A 23,471-nucleotide genomic window follows, 5' to 3' on the forward strand; every position below is an offset into this window, starting at 1 on the left:
CTGGAACCAGTCCGGACCGTTGCCACCGAGTGGGCGTCCGGATGTCCGCGGCTGACGATGAACGTCAGTTGGCGCGGCAACTTGGTCGTAGCGAGTTCCCCGGAGGCAGCGCGCTCGACCGCCGAGACGCGCCGCCAAATAGCCCCCAGCTCGCGCAGCCCCGGGCGAAATTACTTGCGAGTGGCTGTATCAGCCATTAAATTCACACCACACATTACATTTAGACGATTCCACTCCCGGATAGAGAAACGGGCCGCGGATCGGTTCGTTTCGTCGTTCCGCTCTCGCGTAGCCGGTTCTGGTGAGCCGGTCGGCGACCGCCCCTCGTTTCCTCGGAGCAGACCGGATGCTCGCCCGATTGCACCGCACGATCAACGACCACAAGCACGCGCGCCTGAAACACATTCCCGGGCCGACCCCGCGGTTCCCGTTCGGGACCGCGCCCGCGTTCTTCGGGCGGTGGCCGTGGGAGCTGTGCGCGGAGTACGGGCACCGGTACGGCGGGATCACCCTGGTCTGGCTGTTCAACAAACCGGCGGTCGTACTCAACGACCCGCACCTGATCGGCGAGGTGCTCGACACGCGCGCCGCGGAGTTCTACAAGGGCGCGCCCGTCGACGCGCTCAAACCGGTCATCACGCGGCCCAGCCTGTTCATCACCAACTTCGGGCGCGGGTGGGAAGAGGCGCGGCGCGACAACCCGCTCTCCACGATCCCACTCGACGAATGGCTCTCCCGACAGGTCGAACCGCTCCGCGCGGTGGTCGCTGAAACGGTGGGGCGGTGGGCCGGCCGGTCGCACGAACCGGTCGATCTGTATTGGGACGTGCAGCGCCTGGTGTTCGATGTGTTCGCGCGGGCGTTCTGGGGGCGCGTCTTCCCGCCGAACCGGTTCCACTGGTTCCGGACCCTGGCCCGCACCGGTACGGGTCGGATGGCCCTCCCGAAGCAGGTCTTTCCGCTCCACCCGTTCTTCCACTCGGCCCGCGAGAACTGGTACGGCACGTTCACGCGGGCCGTCGCAGAGGCGCGCGCGAACCCGGACCCGGCCGCACCCGACTTGCTCAACTGCGTGCTCGCGCGGGGTACGTCGCTATCGGACGCGGCCCTCGCGGAAGCGCTCGCGACGAACTTCTTCGGCGGGGTGTTCTCGTGTAGCAGCACGGTCAACACCACCCTGTACCTTCTCGCGAAACACGCGGAGGAAGGGGCCAAGGTCGCGCGGGCGGTGCGGGACGAACTGCCCGACGGGTTCGACCGCGCCGCGCTCGATGCGGTCCGGCCGCTCGAGTTCGCGATCCGCGAGTCGATGCGGTACTACCCGGCGGTGCCGATCTACTTCCGCAACACGGCGCGCGGGCGCGAGGTGAAACTCGGTTCGCACGTGCTCCCGCCCGACACGCTGATCTTCATCTCCAACTGGTACCTCCACAAGTTTGCGCCGCACTGGGCGGAACCGGAGCGGTTCGCGCCGGAGCGCTGGGACAACGGCGGCGCGGAGGCGAACCCGTATGGCAGCGGGCACTTTTTCCCGTTCGGGCGCGGGCCGCGCGCGTGCGTCGGGGCCGCGTTCGGACAGTTCGTTCACCGACTCGTGCTCGCGACGATCTACCGCGAGAGCGAGCCGGACGTGGACGTCTCCCGGCCGTACCAGCAGTCGTTTTTCTTCGCGGTGATGATGCCCAAGGGCATGAGGGCGCGGTTCCGGCCGCGGGCACCGGTCACAGCGTCTTGAGGTACTCGACCAGCGCCCAGCGATCGCCGTCGGCGAGGCCGGTCCCGTACTCGTGCCCGCGGTTCGAGTACCCGGGCAGCGCGGTGTCGTACTTGTACCCGTGCTCGAACGGCCCGGTGCGGTGGCCGACGTGCTTGGGATCGAACTCCCGGTGCCCCAGGTAAAACGACTTCATCCGCTTCTCCGGCGGCAGGAGCAGCTCGTACAGGTTCGCCACCGACCCGTTGTGCAGGTACGGGGCCGTGGACCACACACCGGTCAGGGGCGTGGCCTTGTAAGCGTGTAGGGCGCTCACCAGTTGCTGCAGTTCCGCCGGGGTCTTGGGCAATTGAGGCAGCGGGCGGTCGCCGAGCAATCGCGCGCGGTCGGCGGGAGTCTTCGCCGCCCGGTCGAGGTCCGCCTCGGTGATCCGCGTGAGGGTCGCGAGGAACTGGATCGCTGCCGGCACTTCTTGCTGCCCTTCAAACATGGTCCCCTTGAATACGGGTGCGAGAGCACCGGGCACGGCGGTTCGTCTCGTGAAGTACTCGGCGTAGAGCGGGTCCGTGCCCACCTCTTTCAACGGGGTCGCGGTCGTCTTGATGAGCTTTCGGCCGCCGGCCTTCGCTTCCACAGTCGGGTACGGCGCGAGCGGGTGGCACGTCGCGCACTTCTGGTCCTGGTAGATTTTCTCGCCGCGCTTCGCTAGGTCGCGGTCGATCTTACCCAGCACGTCCTCCGGCCACGCCGGTGGCGTCAACATCGAGGTGTAATCGTACACCTTCGCGAGCGTGTTCAGGTCCGCGCTGGATTCAAACGTTAATTTTCCGTCCGGGCCGGCGGTTGCCCGCGCGCGGCCGAAGACGATGATGACCTCGCCCACCTGTCTCAGGGTGACGCTCTCGACCGATGCGTTCCACAGCAGTCGGTCGTACCGGTTCGTGGACCAGATGCTCGGGTAACTGACCGGGGTGCTGGGAACGCGGTAGTTGTCGGGGGTGCCCGGGGCGGTGCCGGTAATGGTGTTGAGCAGCACCCCAAGGGCGTCCCAAACACCGTACCCACCGGGGTGTGATGGCCGACTGGTGGCCTCCCAGTCGGCCATCACCCGGAGCTGTTCGCGCAACTCGGTCGCCAGCACCTTCGCGCGCTCGGGAGTGTGCTTTTCGCCGAGCACCCGGCGGGCGAACCGGTCGAACTTCGCCGGCTGTGCGAGGGTCGCCTTCACCGCGGTGACTAAAGTGGACTGGAACCCGAGGGCGTCGGCGAGTGCGGTTCCGCCGTCGACCCGCACCGTCTTGCCCTTATAAGTGAACTGCCCGGTGTGGCACGCCGCGCACGTCAGCCCGAACCAGTCCTTTCCGTCCTTCCCGCGCCCCTTGGTGAACCCGACCGGCAGCCCATCAGGGTTGAACTTGTTCACTGCGGCCGGGATGTAGCGGAACGATTCGATGTGGGCGTCATCGCGGAACGGCTTCTCGGCCCACGGCTGTTCGAGCGCGAGGAACCAAGAGTACGGCATCACCTCCGAACCCTGCGGCAGTGCGTAGTACGCCGCGCGCTCGTCGCCGCTCCACCCCTGGTCGAGGTAGATCGGGTCCGCCCCGCGCGCGCGAACGGCCACCGGAGCGAGGAGTGTCAGCGCCAGTGCGAACCGGATCATGGATAGGCTCCTGGTGTTACTTTGATCGGCGCGCGGTCGCACTCATCTCGTACACCGCTTTCCGGCCGCGGTTGATGCCCCCGAGCGGGCGGTGTTCAGCCGGAGCGTGCCACAACGAAAACGCCAGCGCGTCCGCCAGAGCTTCCCGCTCCGCGGTGTCGAACTCTTGAACCGGGAGCGTGAGAACGGCGACCGGGACCGCGTCCCCGCCCCACGCGGCGGTCGGATCTTCCACGGGATCGGAGATCGGGTCGCGCTGCGGTTGCACGCAGAAGTCGAACGTGGCGGGCCGGGCGGAGAGGTGCGTGGCGAGCGCGGCCCGAAGGAAGTCGGGCGTGTCGGGTGGGATGCGCTGAACCGCGAGGTTCTGCGGCCGCGGGAGCAACTGGTACTTCACCGCACGGTCCCCGAGGGCATACGGGGTGCCACTGAAGTACCGCGGTTCGAGCGGCGACGGCTCGGCCGGACGAACGAACCCGCCCAGCAGCACCGCCTCGACCGGGTACTCGGCCGCGAGCAGGCGGTCGTGTTCGGCCGGGGAAGCACCGGATGTGAGGAGGTCGACGTGCCGCGAGAACACACCGACCGTTCGGCGCACGTCGGCCGCGAAGAACGTCTCGTGATCGACGAGTAAGAAGTCGTGATCCGCGACCGGGTTGAGCACCTTGATCCCGATCCCGTGAACGTCCGGTAGGCGGTCGTCTTCGGCGAACCCGTTTGAAAAGCGGACCCAGCACGCGAAACTGTTCGGGGCCGCGAACAGGCCGACGCGCAGCGGGGGCGGGACGTCGGCGCGAACGGTGAACGTTCCGCGGACCAGACCGTGCCCCTTGGCGTGCTGCCCGCGCCGGGGCCGGGCCGGATCACCGAGGCGCGACTGAAGGGCCACGAGGTCCGCGATCGCTGCTGTCTCGTTCGGTGGAACCTGTTCGAGCGGCGAGGGGGCGACGGGCGGGGTCATGTGGGCACCGCGGTGTTGAGTTCGTCGAGCACGGCACGTGCGTCGCGCAAGTCCGGGGTGCTCAGCCCCTCGGTGAAGTGCGAGTAAACGGCCGCGAGCAGGGCGCGGGCTTCGGCAGCGCGCCCGACGCGGCGCCACAGCCGGGCCAGACTCGTCGCCCCCCGCAGTTCCCACGACCGCGCCCCCTGGCGCTGTGAAACCCCCAAACAGCGGAGGAACGCGGCCTCCGCCGCAGTCGGGTCCGGGGGAGCGGTGGCGAGCGCGACCTCACCCGCGAGGCGGTGCAGTTCGGCCTCGTAGACGCGGTTGTTCGTCCGCTCACAGGCGGCCAGCCCCGCTTCGATCTCGGTCCGCGCGACCTCCGGGCGCCCGGACCGGAGGTGGATCTCGGCGAGGAACCCGTGGTACTCGGAGAGCGACTTCCGCGAGCTCGTTGTGTGGTACAGAGTCAGCCCCGCGCTGACCTGTGCCAGCGCCTGATCCGGCCGGTCGGCGACCATGTGCCCGGTGCCGCGGCTGATGATCCCCAGCGCCTTCCAGAACGCGAACCCCTGTTCCTCGGACACGGCCACGCACTCGTTCCCGTACCGGATGCCGCCCTCGCCGTCCCGCAGGAGGTAGGCGAGCCAGCCGGCGTGGTGCAGCGCATAGGCGTGGCTGAACGGGTGGCCCAGGCCCCGCGCGAATTCAACCGCCTCGCGCATTCGGGCCGCGGCCTCGTCCGGGAAGCCGAGGTACCACGCCGAAAGCCCGGCGTAGCACCGGTACGCCATGCCGACGTTCTGCCCGGTGTGAGCGGAGTGCGCGAGCGCGGCGCCGGCATCCTCCAGTTCCCGGCACCGGGCGGCGGCAGCCCGGCACCGGGCGAACTCTCCGCGGAACAGACTCGTGATCGTCACCGCGAAATCTGCCTCGACCCGCATCCCGCGGTCGGCACGTCGGTCGGCCAGTTCGCACAGTTCGCCCGCCAACCGGTTCGCTTCGTCCAGTTCGTCCCGGATCAGGCGCAGCGCCCAGTTGCCCCAAATGACGTGGAACAACGGGGCCGATGGCCCGAGCCGCTCGCACAGTTCCCGGGCGCGCGCGTGAACCGACTCCAGGTCCGGGTGGGCGTACCCGCGGGCGGTCATGAGGGCGACCGCGAGGGGAACCTGGAACTGAAGTTCCCGGGCGTTCCGGTCCGGCGACTCTGGCTGCGTGGCGAGCACGCCGAGCCCGCGCCGCAAGTGTGCGATCGCCTCGGCGTTAGCGAACGCTGCCCGCGCGCGGCGCCCGGCCCTCAGCCAGTAGTCGATCGCCCGGTCCGCTTCGCCCGCCTCGGTGAAGTGCCGGGCGAGCAGTTCCGGCTGCGTCTGGGCCACCTCCGGGAACCGCTCCTCCAGTTTCTCCGCCACGGCCTTGTGGAACTGCTGTCGGCGCTTCTTTACCATCGACTGGTACGCTGCGTCCTGGATCAGGGCGTGCTTGAACGTGTACGTCGTTCGCGGCAATGAGCCCTTGCTGAACAGCAGCCCGGCTCCGACCAATTTGTCGAGTTCAACTCGCAAAGCCTGTTCGTCTAACTCGGACGCCGCCCGGATGACCGCGTGCGCGAACGTCCGCCCGATCACCGCGCCGAGTTGCACCACCGCCTTGTCGCTCGCCATCCGGTCGAGCCGCGCCAGCAGTAGGTCGCGGAGGGTGGTCGGGATGTCGGCACCGACCTCGTCCGCGGGCGCGCCGCGCTCGACCAGTAGCCGCGTGAATTCCTCCACGAACAACGGGACACCGTCGGTCCGCTCCGCGATCTGGTCCGCGACCGTCTGCGGGATCGCCCGATCCCCAGTTTGCGCGCGGATCATTTCGGCGATCTGTCCCCGGGTCAGCCGGTTCAGTGCGACCACCGTCTGAACGGCCTTCCCCTTCCACGGCGGGTCGTATTCCGGGCGGAACGTGAACACCGCGAGTACGCGGGCCTCGCCGCCGCGCTCGACGAACTGCGCGAGCAGCGCCTCCGTGGACGGATCGACCCAGTGCATGTCCTCGACGACAAACAAAAGCGGGGTGAAGGCGGCGCGGGCGATCAGCCAGTTGAGTACCGCGTCCTGGGTCTTCTCGCGCTGCCGCTCCGGGGTGAGCGCGAGGAGCGGCAGCCGGTCACCGGTCGGGACCGATAGCACCGCGGCCAGGAGCGCCTGGTCTTCGGCGTCGTGGACGCCCTCTTCGCGGAGCCGCGCCAGAAGGAGATCGAGGCGCTCTGCCGCGTCGGGTTCGCGGCTCAGTCGGTAGGCGCGGTCGAAGTACTCGATCACCGGGTAGAACGGGCTCCCCTGGTGGTACGGGGAGCAGAACCACTCGATCACCGCGCCCCCGACCGAGGCCGAGCGCGTCGACTCGAACGCCGGGGCGTCGACTTCCTGTACAACGTGGTCGCGCAACACGCGGACGAGCCGTGATTTCCCCAACCCCGGGTCCGCGACGAGCAAAATGACGTTCTGCACCCCTTCGGCCGTGAGTTCCCACCGCTCTTTGAGCAGCTCGACCTCGCGGTCGCGGCCGACGAGCGGGGTGAGCCGTGCCGGGTCCGTGGCATCGACGCGGTTGCGCGCAGTTCGTTCGGCTCGCACGACGAAAACGGGCACCTGCGGGAGCCCGCGGGGGCGGACCGCACCGAACGGCTCGCAGTCGAAGAAGCCGTCCACGAGTTGGAACGTCGCGTGAGAAACTGTCACCCCGGAGGCCGTTCCCTGTGACAGCAGCGCCGATGCGACCGTGACCACGTCCCCGACCACGACGGGCGGCGCGGGCGGGTGCTCGGTGACCACGGCCGGCCCGGTGCCGACCGCGACCGCCGCGCACCGTTCGCTAAGCGCCAGAGCCGCGCGAACGGCCTGGCGCGGCGCGTCCTCGCGCGCGACCGGGTACCCGAAGCAGGCCAGGAACGCGGTGCCGGACACTTGCAACGGCAGCCCGCCGTGTGCGACGGCCACTTCCGCGCACGCCGTCTGGAACGCGGTCACCTGTTCCATCGGGTCTTCGTCGTTCTCTCCCGCCTCCCACAAACACTGGAGGATCGTGACCTGCCGCCACTCGGCCCGTGCGCCGCGTGCTACGGCCGGGGGTACCGGTTTCGGCGCGGGAACCACTGCCGGAGCCGGCTTCGGCACCGACACGACCGGCACCGGAATCGCAGGGAGCGCGGGCAGGAGCCCGACCGCCCGGCGGAGCGCGTCGGTGAAGTCGGCGGCCGTCGTGTAGCGGTCGCCCGGGAGCTTCGCCATCCCCTTCAGACAGACGCGCTCCAGTTCCGGCGACACGTCGGGCCGGAGCTGGCGCAGCGGTTGGGGCTCGTCTTCCCGCACCTGGCGCATGACGTCGCTCCGGGTGCGCCCGCGAAACGGCGACCGCCCGCAGAGCATCGCGTAGAGGGTCGCGGCCAATCCGTAAACGTCGGTGCGACCGTCGGGCCGGTGCCCGCGCCCCCCGGCCTGTTCCGGCGACATGAACGACGGCGTACCGGCCACGACCCCGAGTTCGTTCTCCGTGTCCAGGTCCGAGAGCGCCAGCCCGAAGTCGATCAGCACCGGGCGCCGGTCCTCCGCGAACACAATGTTCGACGGCTTCACGTCGCGGTGAACGATGCTCCGCGCGTGGGCGTGAGCCAGTGCGTCCCCGACCGCGGCAGCGATCCCAACCGCCTCGGCGGGCGCCGGCCGGTACTCGTCGAGCCAGTGAGAAAGGCTCGGTCCCGCGAGCAGTTCGGACACGACGAAGCAGCACCGCCCGGCGACCGCGACGTCGTACACCGTGACGATCCCGGCGTGCCGGAGCTGTGCGAGCGCGCGGGCCTCGCGGAGGAGCCGGTCCGTGTCGGCCGTCACGCTCCACGACACCTTCAGCGCGACCTGGCGATTCAGGCGCCGGTCGCGCGCGTGGTAGACGGTCCCGAACCCGCCGTGCCCGAGTTGTGTACCGACTTCGTAGCGGTCGCCGAACGCGGCTTCTAACTCCGCGGAAGCCGCGGACACAGCGGCCGACGGGTCCGGCACGCTACCCGTATGGTTCCCGGTCGGGGCGCCCGTAGGCAGTAAGTGCTCACCGGCCCCCGAAGGCTCCGGATGGGGAAGGGACGTGGTTCGATCGGCGGTGGCTTCGTCCGGTTTGTGTGGGGGCGGTGGTAGCACGGGGCGTCACTCTGGTCCGCCCCGCGGCGGGATTGTGTTTGGTGTGCAAGTGCTAGTTTATTGTGTGAGAGTAACTGGAGCGAAGGCGGCTGTCTAGGACCATTCACAAGTGATTTCAGCGAATCTGGCGCGACCTGGGTTAACAGATTGTGTCAACCGAAAGGTCGGTTACACTCTACCAGCATTCCGGCTGTTTTTTATTCCACAATCGTGGTTCCACACGGACCCGAGGGGAAACTATGCCCCGATTCGCCCCGACCGATCGACGGGCCGCCTACGACCTCGTCTGTTTCGATTCCGGCGGAAGCGAGCGCACCGACGATCCGAACGGCCTCATGTCCGATCTGGTCCTCCGCACCCTCGCGCCGGACGACTCCGGGGTCACGGACGTGTTCGTTCTCAGCCACGGGTGGATGGGAGACGTCCCGTCCGCCCGGGCACAGTACGACAAGTGGGTCGAGGCGATGACCGCCTGCACCGCGGACGTCGCGCGCATGAACCAGGCGCGCCCGGGCTTCAAGCCGCACGTGATCGGCATTCACTGGCCGAGCATGCCGTGGGGCGACGAGTCGTTCGGCGAGGGGGGATCGTTCACGGTCCCGATCGACGGCGCCCCCGCGGACGACCCGGTTCAGGCGATGGTCGACGATTACGCGGCGCGCATCGCCGACACGCCCGCGGCGCGCGACGCGATCCGGCGCATCGTCGTTGGCGCGATGGACGACGTGGAGCCGGAGGCGCTGCCACCGGACGTGTTCGCGGCGTACCGGCAGTTGAACCTCGAAGCCGACCTCGGCATCGGCGGGGTCGGCGCGGGTCCGGGCGGCGACCGCTCCGGGTTCGACCCGGAGGGCGTGTACCAGTCGCTCCGCGAGGACGCGCCGAGCTTCGGCCTCTTTAGTGGCGGGGGGATCTTCGGCGTGCTGCGGACGCTCTCGTTCTGGCGCATGAAGGACCGCGCGCGGTGGTTCGGCGAATCGGTCGGCTCGAGGTTCCTCGCGCGGATGATGCAGGCGGCCCCGCGGAACCTGCGGTTCCACCTGATGGGGCACAGTTTCGGGTGCATCGTGATGTCCGCGGCGCTCGCGGGGCCGAAGGGCCGCGGCCGCGTGGCGCGCCCGGTGGACTCGCTCGCGCTGGTCCAGGGCGCGCTGTCGATCTGGTCGTACTGCGACGACATCCCCGCGACGCCGGGTCAACCGGGCTACTTCAACAAAGTGTTTTCCGACAAGCGCGTGCGCGGGCCGATCATCTCGACGCGGTCGGTGTTCGACACGGCGACCGGGAGGTGGTACCCGCTGGGCGCGGGGGTGGCGGGCCAGGTGGCGTTCGCGGCGCCGGGCGAGTTGCCGAAGTACGGAGCGGTGGGTTCGCACGGCATCCAGGGGCCGGGCACGAACGCGACCGACCTCGCGCTGCTCCCGGCAACGACCGACTACAACTTCGTGCCGGGCGCGGCGTACAACCTGGAGTGCAGCGAGGTGATCCGCGAGGGGAGCGGGCGCGGCGGCGCGCACAACGACATCTGTCGCCCCGAGGTGGCGCACGCGGTGTGGCAGGCGGCGCTGACCGCGGGGTGACCGCCGGACCGGTCATCTTTCGGGAGTGGCACGCCCCACCAGCGGCCCACCGAGCGCGTCGAGCCGCCGGTACCGCTTGTGCCATTCCTCGGCCGTGAGCAGGTCGGAGGCTCCGGTGAGTCCGATCTGGAGCCCCGTCATGACTTCGACCCAGAGCTTGACCCTTTCGACCTCGTCGGGCACCGGCTCCACCGTGGCCCAGCACCGCGCGCGCCGGTCCCAGCTCCCGGTCAGAATCCACTTACCGTCCTGGCTGTACACCACCTCACTCACCCCCTCGCCGTGGAACAGCGGGGGCGAGATCGGTTTGCCGGTTTCCGCGTCCCAGGCTCGTGCGGTGCGGTCGTAGCTCGCGGTGAGCACGCGCGAGCCATCAGCACTGGCCGTCACCCCCCACACCTGAGCCGAGTGCAGCAGCGCGGTCTCGCGGACCGACCGGCCGGGGATGTCCCACATCTGCACCATGTTAAAGTTGGTGCCAGAGAGCACCAGCCGCCCGTTCGGGCTGAACCGGGACAGTTGCACGCCGACGGGGTTATGGAGCACGTGTTCCTCGCGTGCGGTCGCCGCGTCCCAGACGCCGCGGACACGGGAACTCTGAGTCAGGAGCCGGGTTCCGTCCGGGCAGAAGCTCACCGCACGGATCTTGTCGGTTCCGCCCCGGATCGTGTGGGCGATCGGGTGCCCCACCGCCTCCCCGGTGTCCGAGCGCCAGAGGAGCACCTGACCGGGCTCGTTGATCGTCGCCACGACCGAACGGTCGGGGCTGAATGCCACGCGCACGACCCGCAGCATGGTCGTCTCGTCGTCGTTGTGCGCCGCGTCGGGACCGACCCCGCCCGGGACGACGAACGGCGCCCCGGCCTGTTTGGTGAGCAGGTTCTTCACCCGGTAAGTCAGATCGGGGAGCCGCACGAGGGCGGTGGCCCCGTCGTCGGCCACTCCGACGAGCGCTTCCCCGGCGACCGGAACAACCGGGCGCGCGGTCGCCGCGTCCCAAACAAACTGGTTAAAGTGCTGGTCCTGGGCGATCACTCGTTCGCCGTCGGAACTGATCCGAACCTGGGTGAGCGGGTGGGAGTTCTCTTTTTTCCGGGGCGGCGTGAACTGGTGCTTCCATTTATCGGGCGCGTCGGTGTTCCAGAGGTACGCCGACCCGTTACGGCACCCAGTCGCCAGGGTCTTGTCGCTCGGCCCGAACGCTACCGAAAGCACCGCGTCGGTGTGAACGAACTCGCGCTGCGCTTTCTGCGTGAGCGGGCGCCGCCAGAGCCGCATGGTGCCGTCGCGGTTGAACGTGAATACGCTCCGATCCTTACGGAACCCCGCCCCGACCACAAGCCCCTGTGGTGACAGGCGCTCGCTCGTCACGGGGTTCGAGAGGTCGTGAGAGGGTTCTTGCCCATGCGAGAACTCGGCGTCATCAGTCGGAGCGCGCGAAGAATCCGGGAAGTGCAAAAGCTCGACGTCACCGGACGAGCGGGACATGAACATCGTGCCCGGCTCCTCGGGGTCGAAGGCGGTCCAGTTGGCCGGCTCGTGGTCCTTCTGACTGTTGGTGAGAATTTTTTTCTCGTGCCGGTCGTAGATCGCGACTGCGAACCCGCCGACCGCGAGGTACCGCCCGCCGGGGTCGGGGCTGACGCCGACGGAGGTCACCGGATTTTTCATCGTGCGCGACCAGGCGAGTTCCCGCGTGGACAGGTTCAAGAACCGTGCGACCCCGGCCGCGCGCCGCTCGGCCCCAACGCGGGCCACGGCCGCCACGTCCGGGAGCAGCGGGCGGTTCGGGCGCCGGGAGCAGCCGGTCAGCAGCATCCCGCCGTCGGGAGTAAACGCCAGATCGTGGACCGGCCCCTCGTGCTTGTACGGTTGCCCCAGCGCCTCCCCCGTTGTCACGCTCCAGAGCCGGGCCTCTCCGTGGGCCATCCCGAGGGCAAGGGCTTGTCGGTCGGGCCTGATAGCGGCGATCAGGATCTCGCCCTGGGCCGGCACACCGGGGGCGGTTGCCGTTTCAAACACGCGCCCCACCGGGGCACCCGTGGTGCCGTTCCAGAGCCGGGCGGTGTGTGACCCGTAGGTGAGCACGACCCACTCGTTCCCGGCCCGCATGACCTCGCCCCATACCGCGTTCCGCTCGCCCGGTTTCATGGGCGGCCCGAGTGGGTGGCCCGTGTCCGCGTCGAACAGTTGGGCCGTTCCCGGGGCGACGGCGATCAGGACCGCCTGTCCGTCGGGGCTGGCCGCGATGCCCGGACCGGGGAACTGTCGCGCCCCGTCCAGGCACATCAGGTACCAGGCCCACGCGGACAGGTTGGTGCGAATGACCCGGCGCAGGGCTTCGGCCTCCGGCGGGCAGGTTTCGAGGCTCTTGGCGATGCTGAGCATACCGATCCGGGGCCGGCCGCGCTCGCACAGATCTATACCGCGGTCTAGAAGTAGGGCGGCGGACCGCTCCTGTACCCGTCGCTCCTCGCGCTCGGCTTTCTCCTTCTCGCGCTTGGCCTTCTCCTCTTCGCGCTCGGCCTTCTCTTTTTCCGCCTCGGCTCGGGCCGCGTTCTTGTTCGCTTTGGACTCGTTGGTCTGGGCCAGTGATGCCTGCCCGTCGGCGTAGAACGCCAGGGCGCACGCCGACAGCGTGAGTGCCACCAGCACCGCCGTTACCAGTTGCCGGCGGCGCTGGTGGCGCGTGAGCATGTCGCGCATCGCCCGTGCGAACTCCTGCTGCACGGGCACGAGCCGCGGGTTACTGGTGCTGATCCACGCGAGGTAGTTCCGGGCCACGTCGGTACCGGGCAGCGCATACCGGCTCTGGGCCGGGGTGCCCGCGAAGCCCACCTCCCACTTCTCCGCGGCCGTGCGGAACTCCTCGCGCATCGCCCGGCCCTGCGGGTCTTCGGCCAGCCACCCGCGGAGCCGGTCCCAGTTGTGAATCAGCGCCTCGTGCGACAGATCGACGAGCGATTTCGACATGTCCTCCGGGTCGGTGCGGATCGTCAGCAGCCGCTCGCCCACGAGGAAATCGATCACCGCCCGCGCCGCCTCCGGGGCGCCTGTTTCCGCCTGGAGCCCCTCGCGCGAGCGCGGCTGGCGCGTGCCCTGCGCGCTGACGAGTGCGGTGACGATCTGCTCCACGAGGTGGCGCCCCCCGGCCCCGAACTCGGGCGCGGTGGCGCTCGCCTGGAACACCGCCTCCGCGTGCTGCGCGATCGCCCGGCCCATCCCGCCGATCTCGTCGAATTCCGCGTGCGTGAACTCCGTCACGCCCTTCTCGACCGCCTTCAGCCACAACCGCTCGAGCGCGAATTGCAACAGCGGGAGCGGCGCCCCGCCCTTGTTGCGGTCGAGCAACGGGTCGGCGAGGATGCGATCGAGCAGCCCGACCGCGTGCGCCGGGTTGCCGTCGGCGAGCGGCCCTTGAAACGTGTACCCGCAGTGCTCGGCCGGTCCCGCAACGATGCCGCGCAGGTCGTCCGCGCCGGGCGGCCGGAGCACCCAGGGCCGCTGAATGCGCGGGCCGAGTTCCGGCGCGGACGCGGACTGCCCCAGGAACTCACTCCGCATTCCGATGACGAGCCGGAACCGGTCGCGCTGCTGATCGACGGCCTGTGCGAGTACCTCGTTCATCATCCGCACTTCGTTCACGTCACGCGCGAGCGTAAACACTTCCTCGAACTGGTCGAACACCACGATCAACGGCTGTGCGTCCGCTCGCAGTGCGGCCCGCAGCGCGGACGGCGTGGGTTCCCCGGTGGTACCTGTAAGCGCTGACAGGAGCGCTTGCGCGGGGCGGTACCCCGGACGGAGCGAGACGATGCGCCACTTGTCCGAGCCGGCCAGCCCGTCGCGCCGGATCGCGTGAACCAGCCCCGCTTGCAGCAGCGACGTTTTGCCACTGCCCGAGTCGCCGACCACCCCGAGGACCGGCTCGGTGCGCAAAATCTGAAGCAGCTCCGCGACCTCGACTTTGCGGCCGAAGAACAGGTCGGCGTCCTGTTCACCGAAACTCGAAAGGCCGCGGTACGGGCTGACGAACTGGAACGCGGCCCGCTGCTGCGTGCCACCGAGCGCGCCGGGGCGCGCCCACAGTTCGAGGAACGCCCAACACCAGTCGGTTTCCGGGCGCTCCGCGGTGAGTGCTTCCTCGGGCGGTTTGCCCGCCGCGAGTTGACGGTAGAACCCGACGGCCGCGTCCGTGCTGTGCTCGGCGTCGAGCGGGAACGTGGACGCGACCACCGCCGCCATGTTCCCGCTGCGCGGGTTGAGCAACTGCTGGGCGACCCCGCCGAAGCCCCCGCGCCCGGCCGTCTGACCGGCCTTACACACTTGCAGGAACGCCAGTGGCGTTTGGCCCGCGCCGCACCACTCGCCGAGTTCGCTCGCGGTCGTTTCGGCCGGTGCGCCGTCGTCCGTGCAAAGCAGCACCCCTGCCCCGTGCCCGTGGGCGAGCAGGTGGAACACGTCGAACTCGCCCGCGAGTGCCTGGCGGAGTGCGCTGCGAGTGGTCTTCGTGTACGGGGCGAACACCGCGGGATCAGCGGTTTCCGGATTCGGGGCGATTGCGGCAAGTGGTTTCGGGCCGCTCGGACCGCAAACGACGAGGTCGATTTCCTTGTGAACCGCCGCTGCGAACTTTTGCAACCGGAGGGGCGCATCGAACGGCGGAACGTCCGCGCTCCTCGGCTCCGCGACCGCGATCACGACCCGGAGCCGCCCGCGGAGCTTCAGCGTGCGCGGCGAGCACCGGCGCAGGATGCGAACGAACTCGACCGGGCGCTTCTTCCCGCGAAACAGGAACCAGTCGTCGTGCGGCTCGCAGAGCAGACCATAAGGGAGATCGCGAACGGCTTCGGTCGTGGCGTCGATGAGCAGGCGGATCGACTGGCCCTTGCGGTCAGCCCGGGCGAGCACCTCGGCCCACTTCTTCGCGTTCTCCGGTTGGCCGAGTAGCGCCGCGAACAGATCCTTTCCGAGCTGCCGGGCCGCGTCCGGCGGGAGGTCCGCTCCCTGCGCGAGATACGGCACCCACTCGGCGATGCTCGGCGGCAGTTCGGTGAGCACGTCGCCCTCGGTGTCGCCGAGGTCTTCGGTAAAAAGTTCGGCGCGGAACTGCTCACCGTACTGCGAAACCGCGAGCCGGACGTGGTAGGGCGCAGGCATAAGTGACCGGGTTCCGGGGACGGGAGTCGGCGCCCCGGTCGCGCGGCGCTCCGCGCGAAGGACACGTCACTTCAACAAATCGGTCCGCAGTTTCACGGCCGGGTCGCCGAGGATAACGTAATTCTGCGCGTCGTTTCGTTCGACCCAGGTCGCGGCGATTTCTTGAGGAGAGAGTTTCGGTTCTTTGCTCGATTCGTCCAGCGCGCCCGCCAGGGCCGTCGAAAGCACCGCGTAGCGCTCGCTGAAGTTCTTCGTCGCGTGCCCGACCGGTTCGCCGGACATGATGCGGGCGAGAAAATCGCGAAACTGCCCGATCTGCGTTCCGGCCCCGGTCGGGCGGATCGAATACCCCCACGCGCGCTCAACGTGCCCGAGTACGGCGAGTGCCGCGCCGTTGGGGTGCGACAGTAACCGTTGCGGGAGCGCGGCGACGAACGGCGCCGAGGCGATGTCCACCGGTCCGCGCCCGCGGTCGGTGAGAAACGCATCGGTCGCGGGCGTGCCGGCGCCGTAGCACGCGAACAGGAACGCGACGATTCCGCCCACGTTCGCACCGTCTTCGATTTCGGCCGCGGTCAGGTAATGCGCCGGCGTCACCTGCCCGAACCCGGCCCAATCTTGTGCGAGCAGCGCGCCCTGCGCCGGCCGCTGGCGCGGGTCGTCCTTCGGCCACCCCATCCCGTGCGACGCGGTGAACAGCACCGCGGGCGGCGCGGTCCCGGTCGTCGGGTGCAACGTCTCGAGCAGTTTCGCCTTCGTCGCGTCTGCGGCGCGGAAGCACCTCGAGCGGAACCCTTTCTCGGTGGCGACCGGCGCCTCCGCGGGCTGGTCGCCCGCGGCCGGCACGCCGTCCATCAGTGGACGGATGAGCGAATCGGCGCTCATTTGCGTGGAGCGGTCCGCGGCGTGTCGCGGACCCCAATAAGTGACTTCCTTCGCGTTCTTGACGCTCGAAGCCGTTTCATACGCTGCGACACTCTCCGCGTACCGTCGGTACTGCTCCGGGGCATCGAAGCAGAGGCGCCCGACCGCGTACTCGACGTCGAGCAGGTACTGGAAGTCGAACGGGATCTCGGCCGGCCCGCCGACGAGCGTGACGTAGTACGGGACTTTCGTCGGCGCGACCGTGCCCGGCGCCACGCCGTGGCGCGCGAGCCACTTCTTCATCGTTTCGCCGGGCCGGTACTCGAGCACCTTACACCGGTCGGGCGGAACAACAGACTTGCGGCGGTCGATGAGCGGTTGAACCGCGGCTCTGAGTTCCGGTGGGGCGCCCGCGGGGAGCACAATCGCCCACCCGGCGCGCGCCGGGTTGACCGGATCGACGTCCATCGGGAGGCCGAGTTTCGGTCGTTTGAAGACGCTCGCGATGGCTCTGAGCCACGTCGTGAGGGCACTTTCCGCGGGGCGCCCGCTCGCGATGTTGACGGCCTGAGCCGGCGTGATCGGCGACACGAGGTACTCGCCCGTCGCACCGTTGATGCCGTTGAGGACGATATCGTCTTCGTTCACGGAAGGTGTCTTCCAGTCTGGCGCGCTCATGGAACGAGGGCGCTTCACGGGTGGTAAATTGACCGCGGCTACCCCATCGGCTGAGAGCGCGCGACCCACGGCTACCGCACCGAGGAATTTAAATGTTGATGCTCTGCGGGACACCCGATGGCAGCATAAACGGGTACGGCCGGCGGTGCCGATTTCGTTCCGTGATAGTGGCCTCGATCTCGTCCATCTTCGCGGCGAAGCGCGCCGCCAATTCGTTAATGCGTGGTTCGCCGAAGTACCCCGGCTCGTAGTGCCCCAACCGCGTGTAGTGCGCCGTTCCGAGCATAAAGCCGGTGTTCATCTGGAGCGCGGCCTGGTCCCGGGGTGGCAGCATCGCCATGTAGTCGGCTTCTGTAGCACCGGTCTTGCTCGTGGGCGCGGGGGCGTAACCCGCGAGCGGCATCGCGGGGGCGTAACTCATGATGTCGTATTGCGGGAAGTTCACCGCCGCGTGCTGCGCGCTCGCGGTGAAAATCACAAGCGCGGTCACGTCGACCAGTTCCGCGAAGGTGCGGGCCGGTTCGATCCCGTTGATGCGCCCGCCGGTCTTCGCGGACGCCTCCGTGAGCCACGCCGCGACTTCGATGTCCGCCGCGACTTCGGCATCGGACCGGTAGAAGCACCGCAGATACGTCGCGACCCACTCGCGAACGGCCTCCCAGTGCAGGAGGGCGTCGTCGCGGTAAGAGTAACTCGGCAAGGTGGCCGTGTTATCGACCCCGCGGCGCCGGAACGACGCCGGTGGCAGCAGATCCATGAACGCATGGCCCTGCACCCCCCATGCACTAAGCCCCAGCGCCGCGGAGATCTTCGCGCCGAGGAGCCGGTCTATGACGCCGTCGGGCGAAATCAGTTTGAGGCGCGCGAGGTGGTTGATCGCGAGCGTGCCGCCGAAGTGCGGTTGGAGCAGCACATTGAGCGGGTGATTCGGACCGAACTGCCGGTGCGCCGCGACCACAAACGGCTCGACCGTCAGGTGCGTGCGCCCGAGGTGCGTGATCGCCTCGTGGTAGTTCCCGTCGGCGATTTCCACGATCGTCTTGGCGATCCGCCAGTTGTAGCCGTCGTCCGGCGTGAAGATCGGGTTTTCCGGCCCCGGTCGCTGCTTGCACTGGATCGCGACCGGGACCAGTTTTCGCGTGTCCGTGTTCACCGCGAACAGCGCGAGTGGGGCGTAGAGGTACTTCGGCAGCCCACACGGGCTCACCCCAGTTTCGACCCCGTCAAGTTTCTGGTAGTCCACCAGAAACAGCCGCCCATCCGCCCCGGCCGCCGCGAGGGCGTCGCCGGGCAGCGCCACCTGAAAGTGCGCGTCCGTGACCGGGAACCGATCGTCCGGTTTGTCGATCCGGTGAATCATCACCGGGTTCGGCCCGGCGAGCCGCAACTCCGCGAACGTGCTGTCGAATTCAAAGTCCTTCGCGATCGGCGGCAGCCCGATGACGTGGAAGAGCGCGTTGTAGTCGTCGATCGTTTGCAACCGACGGGCGTCCGCCGCCGCCCCGATCACGGCACCCACCGCGGCGCCGACGGCGCGAACGGCGGTCGACCCGGCGAGCACCATGTCGGTGATCGGGGTGTCCATCACGCGCAGGCGCCGGCGCAGCGCGGAATCCGCGTCGGCCTGGTTCGCCACGTTCGTCATGATCTTGCCGAGAACGAGCGTGGTGAAGTCGATGGGGAACCGGTCGCGGCTGGGCACTTCCCCGACGAACGCGAGCGGCGAAACGTAGTCGTGGTTGTATGTGTACTCACGCAGTTTCGCGGTCCGCCCCGCGGCACGGGTTTCCGGGTCCGGATCGAACGCGGGTAGAAATGCACTCATCGGGTGAACTACTTGGGTATCGGTCCGGGCGCTGAGCAGTTCGGACCCGAACCGAAACCGAGCGGTTCGCGCTCCCACCGATCTTGCTCTCAGCCGTTTTCGAGTCGATGCTAATGTCTGAGCTCGCTGGGTTCAAGTAAATACCGGCTACGATCGGTTCGCGTCGGTTCCTGTCAGAATTGGTCTACACGATTCGGTATCAGGGCCGCCAGCGCTCAGCTACACTAGTAGACACGCCGAACGCTCCCACACGGTACCGGAACGATTTCGGCGAGGGTGCAAGTGCCACAAGTACGAAACGAAGGACTTCGGATCAGCTCGGAGGGCCGTGGCCCCGTAGCGGATCGATCGGCACCTGTCCTTCAAGGGGGACCGCAGATGCGCCGAACGGCCCTCACCCTCATCGAACTGCTCGTTGTCATCGCTATCGTTGCGGTTCTGATCGGGCTCTTGCTGCCCGCGGTGCAGAAGGTCCGAGAGGCCGCGGCCCGGATCAAGTGCGCCAACAACCTCAAGCAGATCGGGTTGGCGCTGCACAGCCACCACGACGCGGTGGGCTACTTCCCGACCGGCGGGACGTCATTCGCCCCGCCCCCGACCTACGTCAACGGGGTTCCCGCGGCCCCGCCCGCACAGAACGCGGGGTGGGCGTTCCAGCTCCTGCCGTTCATCGAGCAAGACGCGCTGCACCGGAGCCCGGCCGCCGTGCTGACTACCCCGGTCCCGCTTTACTTCTGCCCGGCCCGCCGCGGGCCGACGGTCGTAGCCCAGTCGTTCGGGCCGCGCGCGGGGGGCGACTACGCCGCCGCAACGGGCACCGGGGGCACGGCCGGAGAAACCGGCCCGTACTTCGGGGTGATCGTGCGGAACCCGTTGCGCACCACAACCGCGAGCGTCACGGACGGGCTGAGCACCACCCTGGTCGTCAGCGAGAAGCGGCTCCACCCGGACCGGTACGCCACGGGCGACTGGTGCGACGACCAGGGGTTCACGGACGGCTGGGACAACGACATCATCGCCATCACCTCCCGCCCGTTCGGGCGCGACGAGCGCAAGGAAATGGACTACGAGTTCGGCTCCGCGCACCCGTCCGGCGCGAACACGGTGTTCGGCGACGGGAGCGTCCGGCACCTGCGGTACGGGCTGGCCCCGGGCACGCTCGACGCACTGGGCGACCGGCGCGACGAGCAGGTCGTCCCCCCGGAGTGATACCGAACGCCCCGGCGCAGCGCCTGAACCCGGCCCCCGGCGCACGCGCTCACGTTTGAGGCACGCGGACCCACGCGCTTCACTTCGATACCCTCTGCCCCGAACACCACACCGAAGCTCGTCGCGTGTTCGGTATGTGGCCACCGGGTCCGGTCGTTCCAATATCATGAACCACCCCGGTATCGTCTGTCCCCCCGACCCATTTCCAAGGTCGCAATGCACCCCTCCCGCATCGCCGCGCTGTTCGCGTTCTTCGCCCTCGTTTCCGCGGGCTCGGCCGTTGATCCCGCCGCGGGTCCGAAAGCGGCCACGGAACCCGACCTGCCCGACGGCACCGATGCCGCCCGCAAGCAGATCGCGACGTTCAAAGTCCCGGCCGGGTTGAAAGTCGAGCTGTTCGCCGCGGAACCGATGCTCGCGAGCCCGGTCGCCATCGGCCTCGACGAGAAGAATCGCGTGTTCGTTGCCGAGGAGTACCGCTTCAACCGGGGTACCGAAGAGAACCGCAGCCGCAGCTTCCTCCTCGACGACGACCTGCAGATCCGCACCCCCGAAGAGCGCCTTGCGATGTACCGCAAGCACGCCAACAAGTTCGACGGCGGCATGGACTGGTTCACCAAGCACAGTGACCAGGTCCGCCTCCTCGAGGACACTAAGGGCACGGGCCGGGCCGACAAGAGCACGGTCTTCGCGGGCGGCTTCAACGCCCCCCTCGACGGCCTCGCGGCCGGGGTCATGGCCACTAACGGCGACGTCTATTTCACCTGCATTCCGAACCTGTGGAAGCTCAAGGACACCAGGGGCGAGGGCAAGGCCGACGTGCGCGAGGCGCTGCTCACCGGGTTCGGCGTGAACTGTGCGTTCCTCGGTCACGACCTGCACGGCCTCGCCTGGGGGCCTGACGGGAAACTCTATTTCAGCGTCGGCGACCGCGGCTTCCACGTCACCAGCAAAGAGGGCGCCACGCACAGCGGGCCGCGAACGGGTGCGGTGTTCCGCTGTAACCCGGACGGCACCGAGTTCGAGGTCGTTCACCGCGGCTTGCGGAACCCGCAGGAGCTCGCGTTCGACCAGTACGGCAACCTGTTCGCCGACGACAACAACTGCGACAAGGGCGACCACGCCCGCCTCGTGTACGTGGTCGAGGACGGCAACAGTGGCTGGAACATGCCGTACCAAACGATCCCGGGGCCGTACACCACCGGACCGTGGTTCGCGGAACGGCTCTGGCACCTGCCGCACAGCGGGCAACCCGCGTACATCGTGCCCCCTGTCGGCAAAATCGGCACCGGGCCGAGCGGGTTCCTGTTCACGAGCGGAACGAGTCTGCCGGACCGCTACAAGAACAGCTTCGTGATGTGCAATTACACCAGCGGTCCCGACGCCGGGTTGGAAGCGTTCCGAGTGAAGGCGAAGGGGGCCGGCTTCGAGATCGAGGACTACCACGACTTCTTCAAACCGATCAAGGCGACCGACGCCGAGTTCGGCTACGACGGCAAGCTGTACGTCGCGGATTTCGTGAACCTCGATTGGGGCGGCAAGAGCCTCGGCGGTCGCATCTACACGGTGTTCGACCCCGCGAAGCTCGACGCCCCCGTCGTGAAAGACACGAAGAAATTGTTTGCCGAGGGCTTCGACAAGCGGAGCGCCGACGAACTCACAAAGTTGCTGGGGCACGCCGACCAGCGCGTGCGCCAGCGGGTGCAGTTCGCGCTCGTGGAGCGAGCCGGACGAACGCCCGCGATCTGCGCGACGCTGGAAAAGGTCGCCGCGAAGAACGAGAGCCAGTTCGCGCGAATCCACGCGCTGTGGGCGCTCGGGCAGCTCGCGCGCAAGAACCCTGTTGCGGTCGGTCCGATCACGGCCCGGCTCACCGACGCTGACGATGAAGTCCGCGCTCAGGCCGCGAAGTTGGTCGGTGACGTCGGAACCGGCGCGGCCGCGGCCACACTCGTCGAGCGCCTCACCGATGCGAACCCGCGGGTGCGGTTCTTCGCGGCACAGTCGCTCGGCAAGTTGAAACACAAGCCGGCCGTCGGCCCCCTGTTCGACGTGCTGAAAGCGAACAAGGACGAAGACACCTTCATCCGCCACGCCTGCGTCGCGGCCCTGACCCGCATCGCGGACGCCGATTCCGTTGCGGCCCGGTCCGGCGATCCGAGCGCGGCCGTGCGCATGGCCGTCGTGCTGGTTCAGCGCAAGCTCGCCGACAAGCGGGTCGCGAACCTCTTGGCCGACGCCGACCCGCTGGTGCGCACCGAAGCCGCACGCGCGATTCACGACCTCCCGATGGACGACCTGCTGCCCCCGCTGGCGGCACAACTCGCGAAACTGGTAGCTTCGCCGATCGCGGATAGCGACGCGCTCGCGCGTCGCGCGATCAACGCGAACTACCGGCTCGGTGGAACCGAACACGCGCGGGTCGTTCTCGCGGCCGTGACCTGCCCGACGCTCTCGACGGCGGTCCGGGCCGAAGCCCTCGCGGCCCTGAAAGACTGGTCGAACCCGCCCCCGCGCGACCGCGTCACCGGCTTCTGGCGGACCGAGAAGACGCGCGACGCGGCGATCGTTCGCGGCGTCGTCGAGAGCGGACTCGAAGCGCTCCTCGCCGGCACGACCGGTCGGCTCCAAACGGACGCGGTCGGGTTGGTCGTCGCGGTCGGGGCGCGGGCCGATGAAGCCCGGTTCGCTTCACTCGCGGGCGACCCCAAGGCCGATCCGAACTTGCGCGTCGCGGCGGTACGGTTCTTCGCAGGTCACAAGTCGAAGCAGGCGGACGCGGTACTCACGGCCGCGCTGAAAAGCAACGCGCCGCTGGTGCGGGCCGAGGCGCGCGAACTCGTCGCGAAATCCGATCCGGCCCGCGGGGTGCCGCTGCTCGACGAAGTGCTCGCCGATGAAGCTGCTTCGACGCGCGAACGGCAGCAGGCACTCGCCGCGGTCGCCACATTGAAGACCCCGGCCGCGGAACGAGTCCTCGACGCCTGGACGTACCGCCTTGCGGCCGGTGAGGTGCCGGCCGATCTGCAAGTTGATATGCTCGACGCGCTGAAGTCGGCCCCGTCGCCGCTACGGGATCGGTTGCGGTTGAAGTTCGAGTCCGCGTTGCCACAGGATCCCGTTGGCAAGTTCAAGGTGAGCCTGACGGGGGGCGACGCCGACGCGGGGCGCGACGTGTTCTTCAACCATACGGCGGCCCAGTGCGTGCGGTGCCACACGATCAACGGGTCCGGTGGCACGGCCGGCCCGGACCTGACGAAAGTGGTGGCACGCACCCCGGTCAAGACGCGCGAGCACTTACTGGAATCGCTGGTGCTCCCGAGCGCGAAAATCGCGACCGGGTTCGGCACGGTCACGCTCGCGCTGGCGGACGGGCGCACGATCGGCGGTACGCTGTTGTCGGAAGAGAAGGGCGCGCTCGTCGTGCAAACGCCGGACGGCAAGAAAGTGACCGTGCAAGCCGACGAGATCGAGCGGCGCTCCACGTCGCTCTCGCCGATGCCGGCGGTCGATCGCACGCTGACGACCCGCGAGATGCGTGACCTGATCGAGTTCCTGATGACACTGAAGTAGCCGTCGCCGACGACGAACGGGACTTGGTCCGGCGCGGTCCCGCGTGTGACGAGGCGGGCTTTTTTCGGTAGTGACCCACGA

Annotated in this window: 10 protein-coding genes; 4 read left to right on the forward strand and 6 right to left on the reverse strand. The window is 68.5% G+C overall.

The window, feature by feature from the left end; translation table 11 throughout:
* Positions 1-346: 346 nt before the first annotated feature.
* Positions 347-1,735: a cytochrome P450 gene (locus J8F10_RS07770; RefSeq protein ID WP_210653270.1), complete on the forward strand. Its 1,389-nt coding sequence runs from the start codon at positions 347-349 to the stop codon at positions 1,733-1,735.
* Here the strand turns inward: J8F10_RS07770 and J8F10_RS07775 are convergent.
* The 3 genes from J8F10_RS07775 to J8F10_RS07785 are packed head-to-tail and all read right to left on the reverse strand — an operon-like array spanning position 1,722 to position 8,345.
* Entirely contained in the window at positions 1,722-3,377 is a 1,656-nt protein-coding gene (locus J8F10_RS07775; RefSeq protein WP_210653271.1) for a di-heme-cytochrome C peroxidase, read from the reverse strand. The genes J8F10_RS07770 and J8F10_RS07775 overlap by 14 nt on opposite strands.
* 16 nt (positions 3,378-3,393) lie before the next feature.
* The gene (locus tag J8F10_RS07780) at positions 3,394-4,338 is read right to left on the reverse strand and encodes a hypothetical protein (protein WP_210653272.1); all 945 of its coding nucleotides are present in this window, start codon (positions 4,336-4,338) and stop codon (positions 3,394-3,396) included.
* The gene (locus J8F10_RS07785; protein ID WP_210653273.1) at positions 4,335-8,345 is read right to left on the reverse strand and encodes a protein kinase domain-containing protein; all 4,011 of its coding nucleotides are present in this window, start codon (positions 8,343-8,345) and stop codon (positions 4,335-4,337) included. Before J8F10_RS07785 ends, J8F10_RS07780 begins: the two co-directional genes overlap by 4 nt.
* Positions 8,346-8,740: 395 nt before the next feature.
* On the opposite strand from J8F10_RS07785, the gene J8F10_RS07790 reads away from it, so the two are divergent.
* A complete protein-coding gene (locus J8F10_RS07790) occupies positions 8,741-10,081 on the forward strand; it encodes a hypothetical protein (protein ID WP_210653274.1) in 1,341 nt (446 codons plus the stop codon).
* 12 nt (positions 10,082-10,093) lie between these two features.
* Here J8F10_RS07790 and J8F10_RS07795 read toward each other — a convergent pair whose 3' ends face one another.
* The 3 genes from J8F10_RS07795 to J8F10_RS07805 form a co-directional block, all read right to left on the reverse strand.
* A complete protein-coding gene (locus J8F10_RS07795) occupies positions 10,094-15,241 on the reverse strand; it encodes an nSTAND1 domain-containing NTPase (protein WP_210653275.1) in 5,148 nt (1,715 codons plus the stop codon).
* 66 nt (positions 15,242-15,307) lie between these two features.
* Positions 15,308-16,753, reverse strand: coding sequence for a C25 family cysteine peptidase (locus J8F10_RS07800; protein WP_210653276.1), 1,446 nt, complete (start codon positions 16,751-16,753; stop codon positions 15,308-15,310).
* A gap of 118 nt (positions 16,754-16,871) precedes the next feature.
* Complete coding sequence (locus J8F10_RS07805; RefSeq protein ID WP_210653277.1) at positions 16,872-18,608, reverse strand: lipoxygenase family protein; 1,737 nt, start codon at positions 18,606-18,608, stop codon at positions 16,872-16,874.
* A 378-nt stretch (positions 18,609-18,986) separates the two neighbouring features.
* Between J8F10_RS07805 and J8F10_RS07810 the strand changes: the two genes are divergently transcribed.
* A complete protein-coding gene (locus J8F10_RS07810; RefSeq protein WP_210653278.1) occupies positions 18,987-19,817 on the forward strand; it encodes a DUF1559 family PulG-like putative transporter in 831 nt (276 codons plus the stop codon).
* A 216-nt stretch (positions 19,818-20,033) separates the two neighbouring features.
* On the forward strand, positions 20,034-23,390 hold the full coding sequence (locus J8F10_RS07815) for a PVC-type heme-binding CxxCH protein (protein WP_210653279.1): 3,357 nt from the start codon (positions 20,034-20,036) through the stop codon (positions 23,388-23,390).
* Positions 23,391-23,471: the final 81 nt, after the last annotated feature.

Origin of the sequence: Gemmata palustris (assembly GCF_017939745.1) — a bacterium.
Taxonomy (GTDB): Bacteria; Planctomycetota; Planctomycetia; order Gemmatales; family Gemmataceae; genus Gemmata; species Gemmata palustris.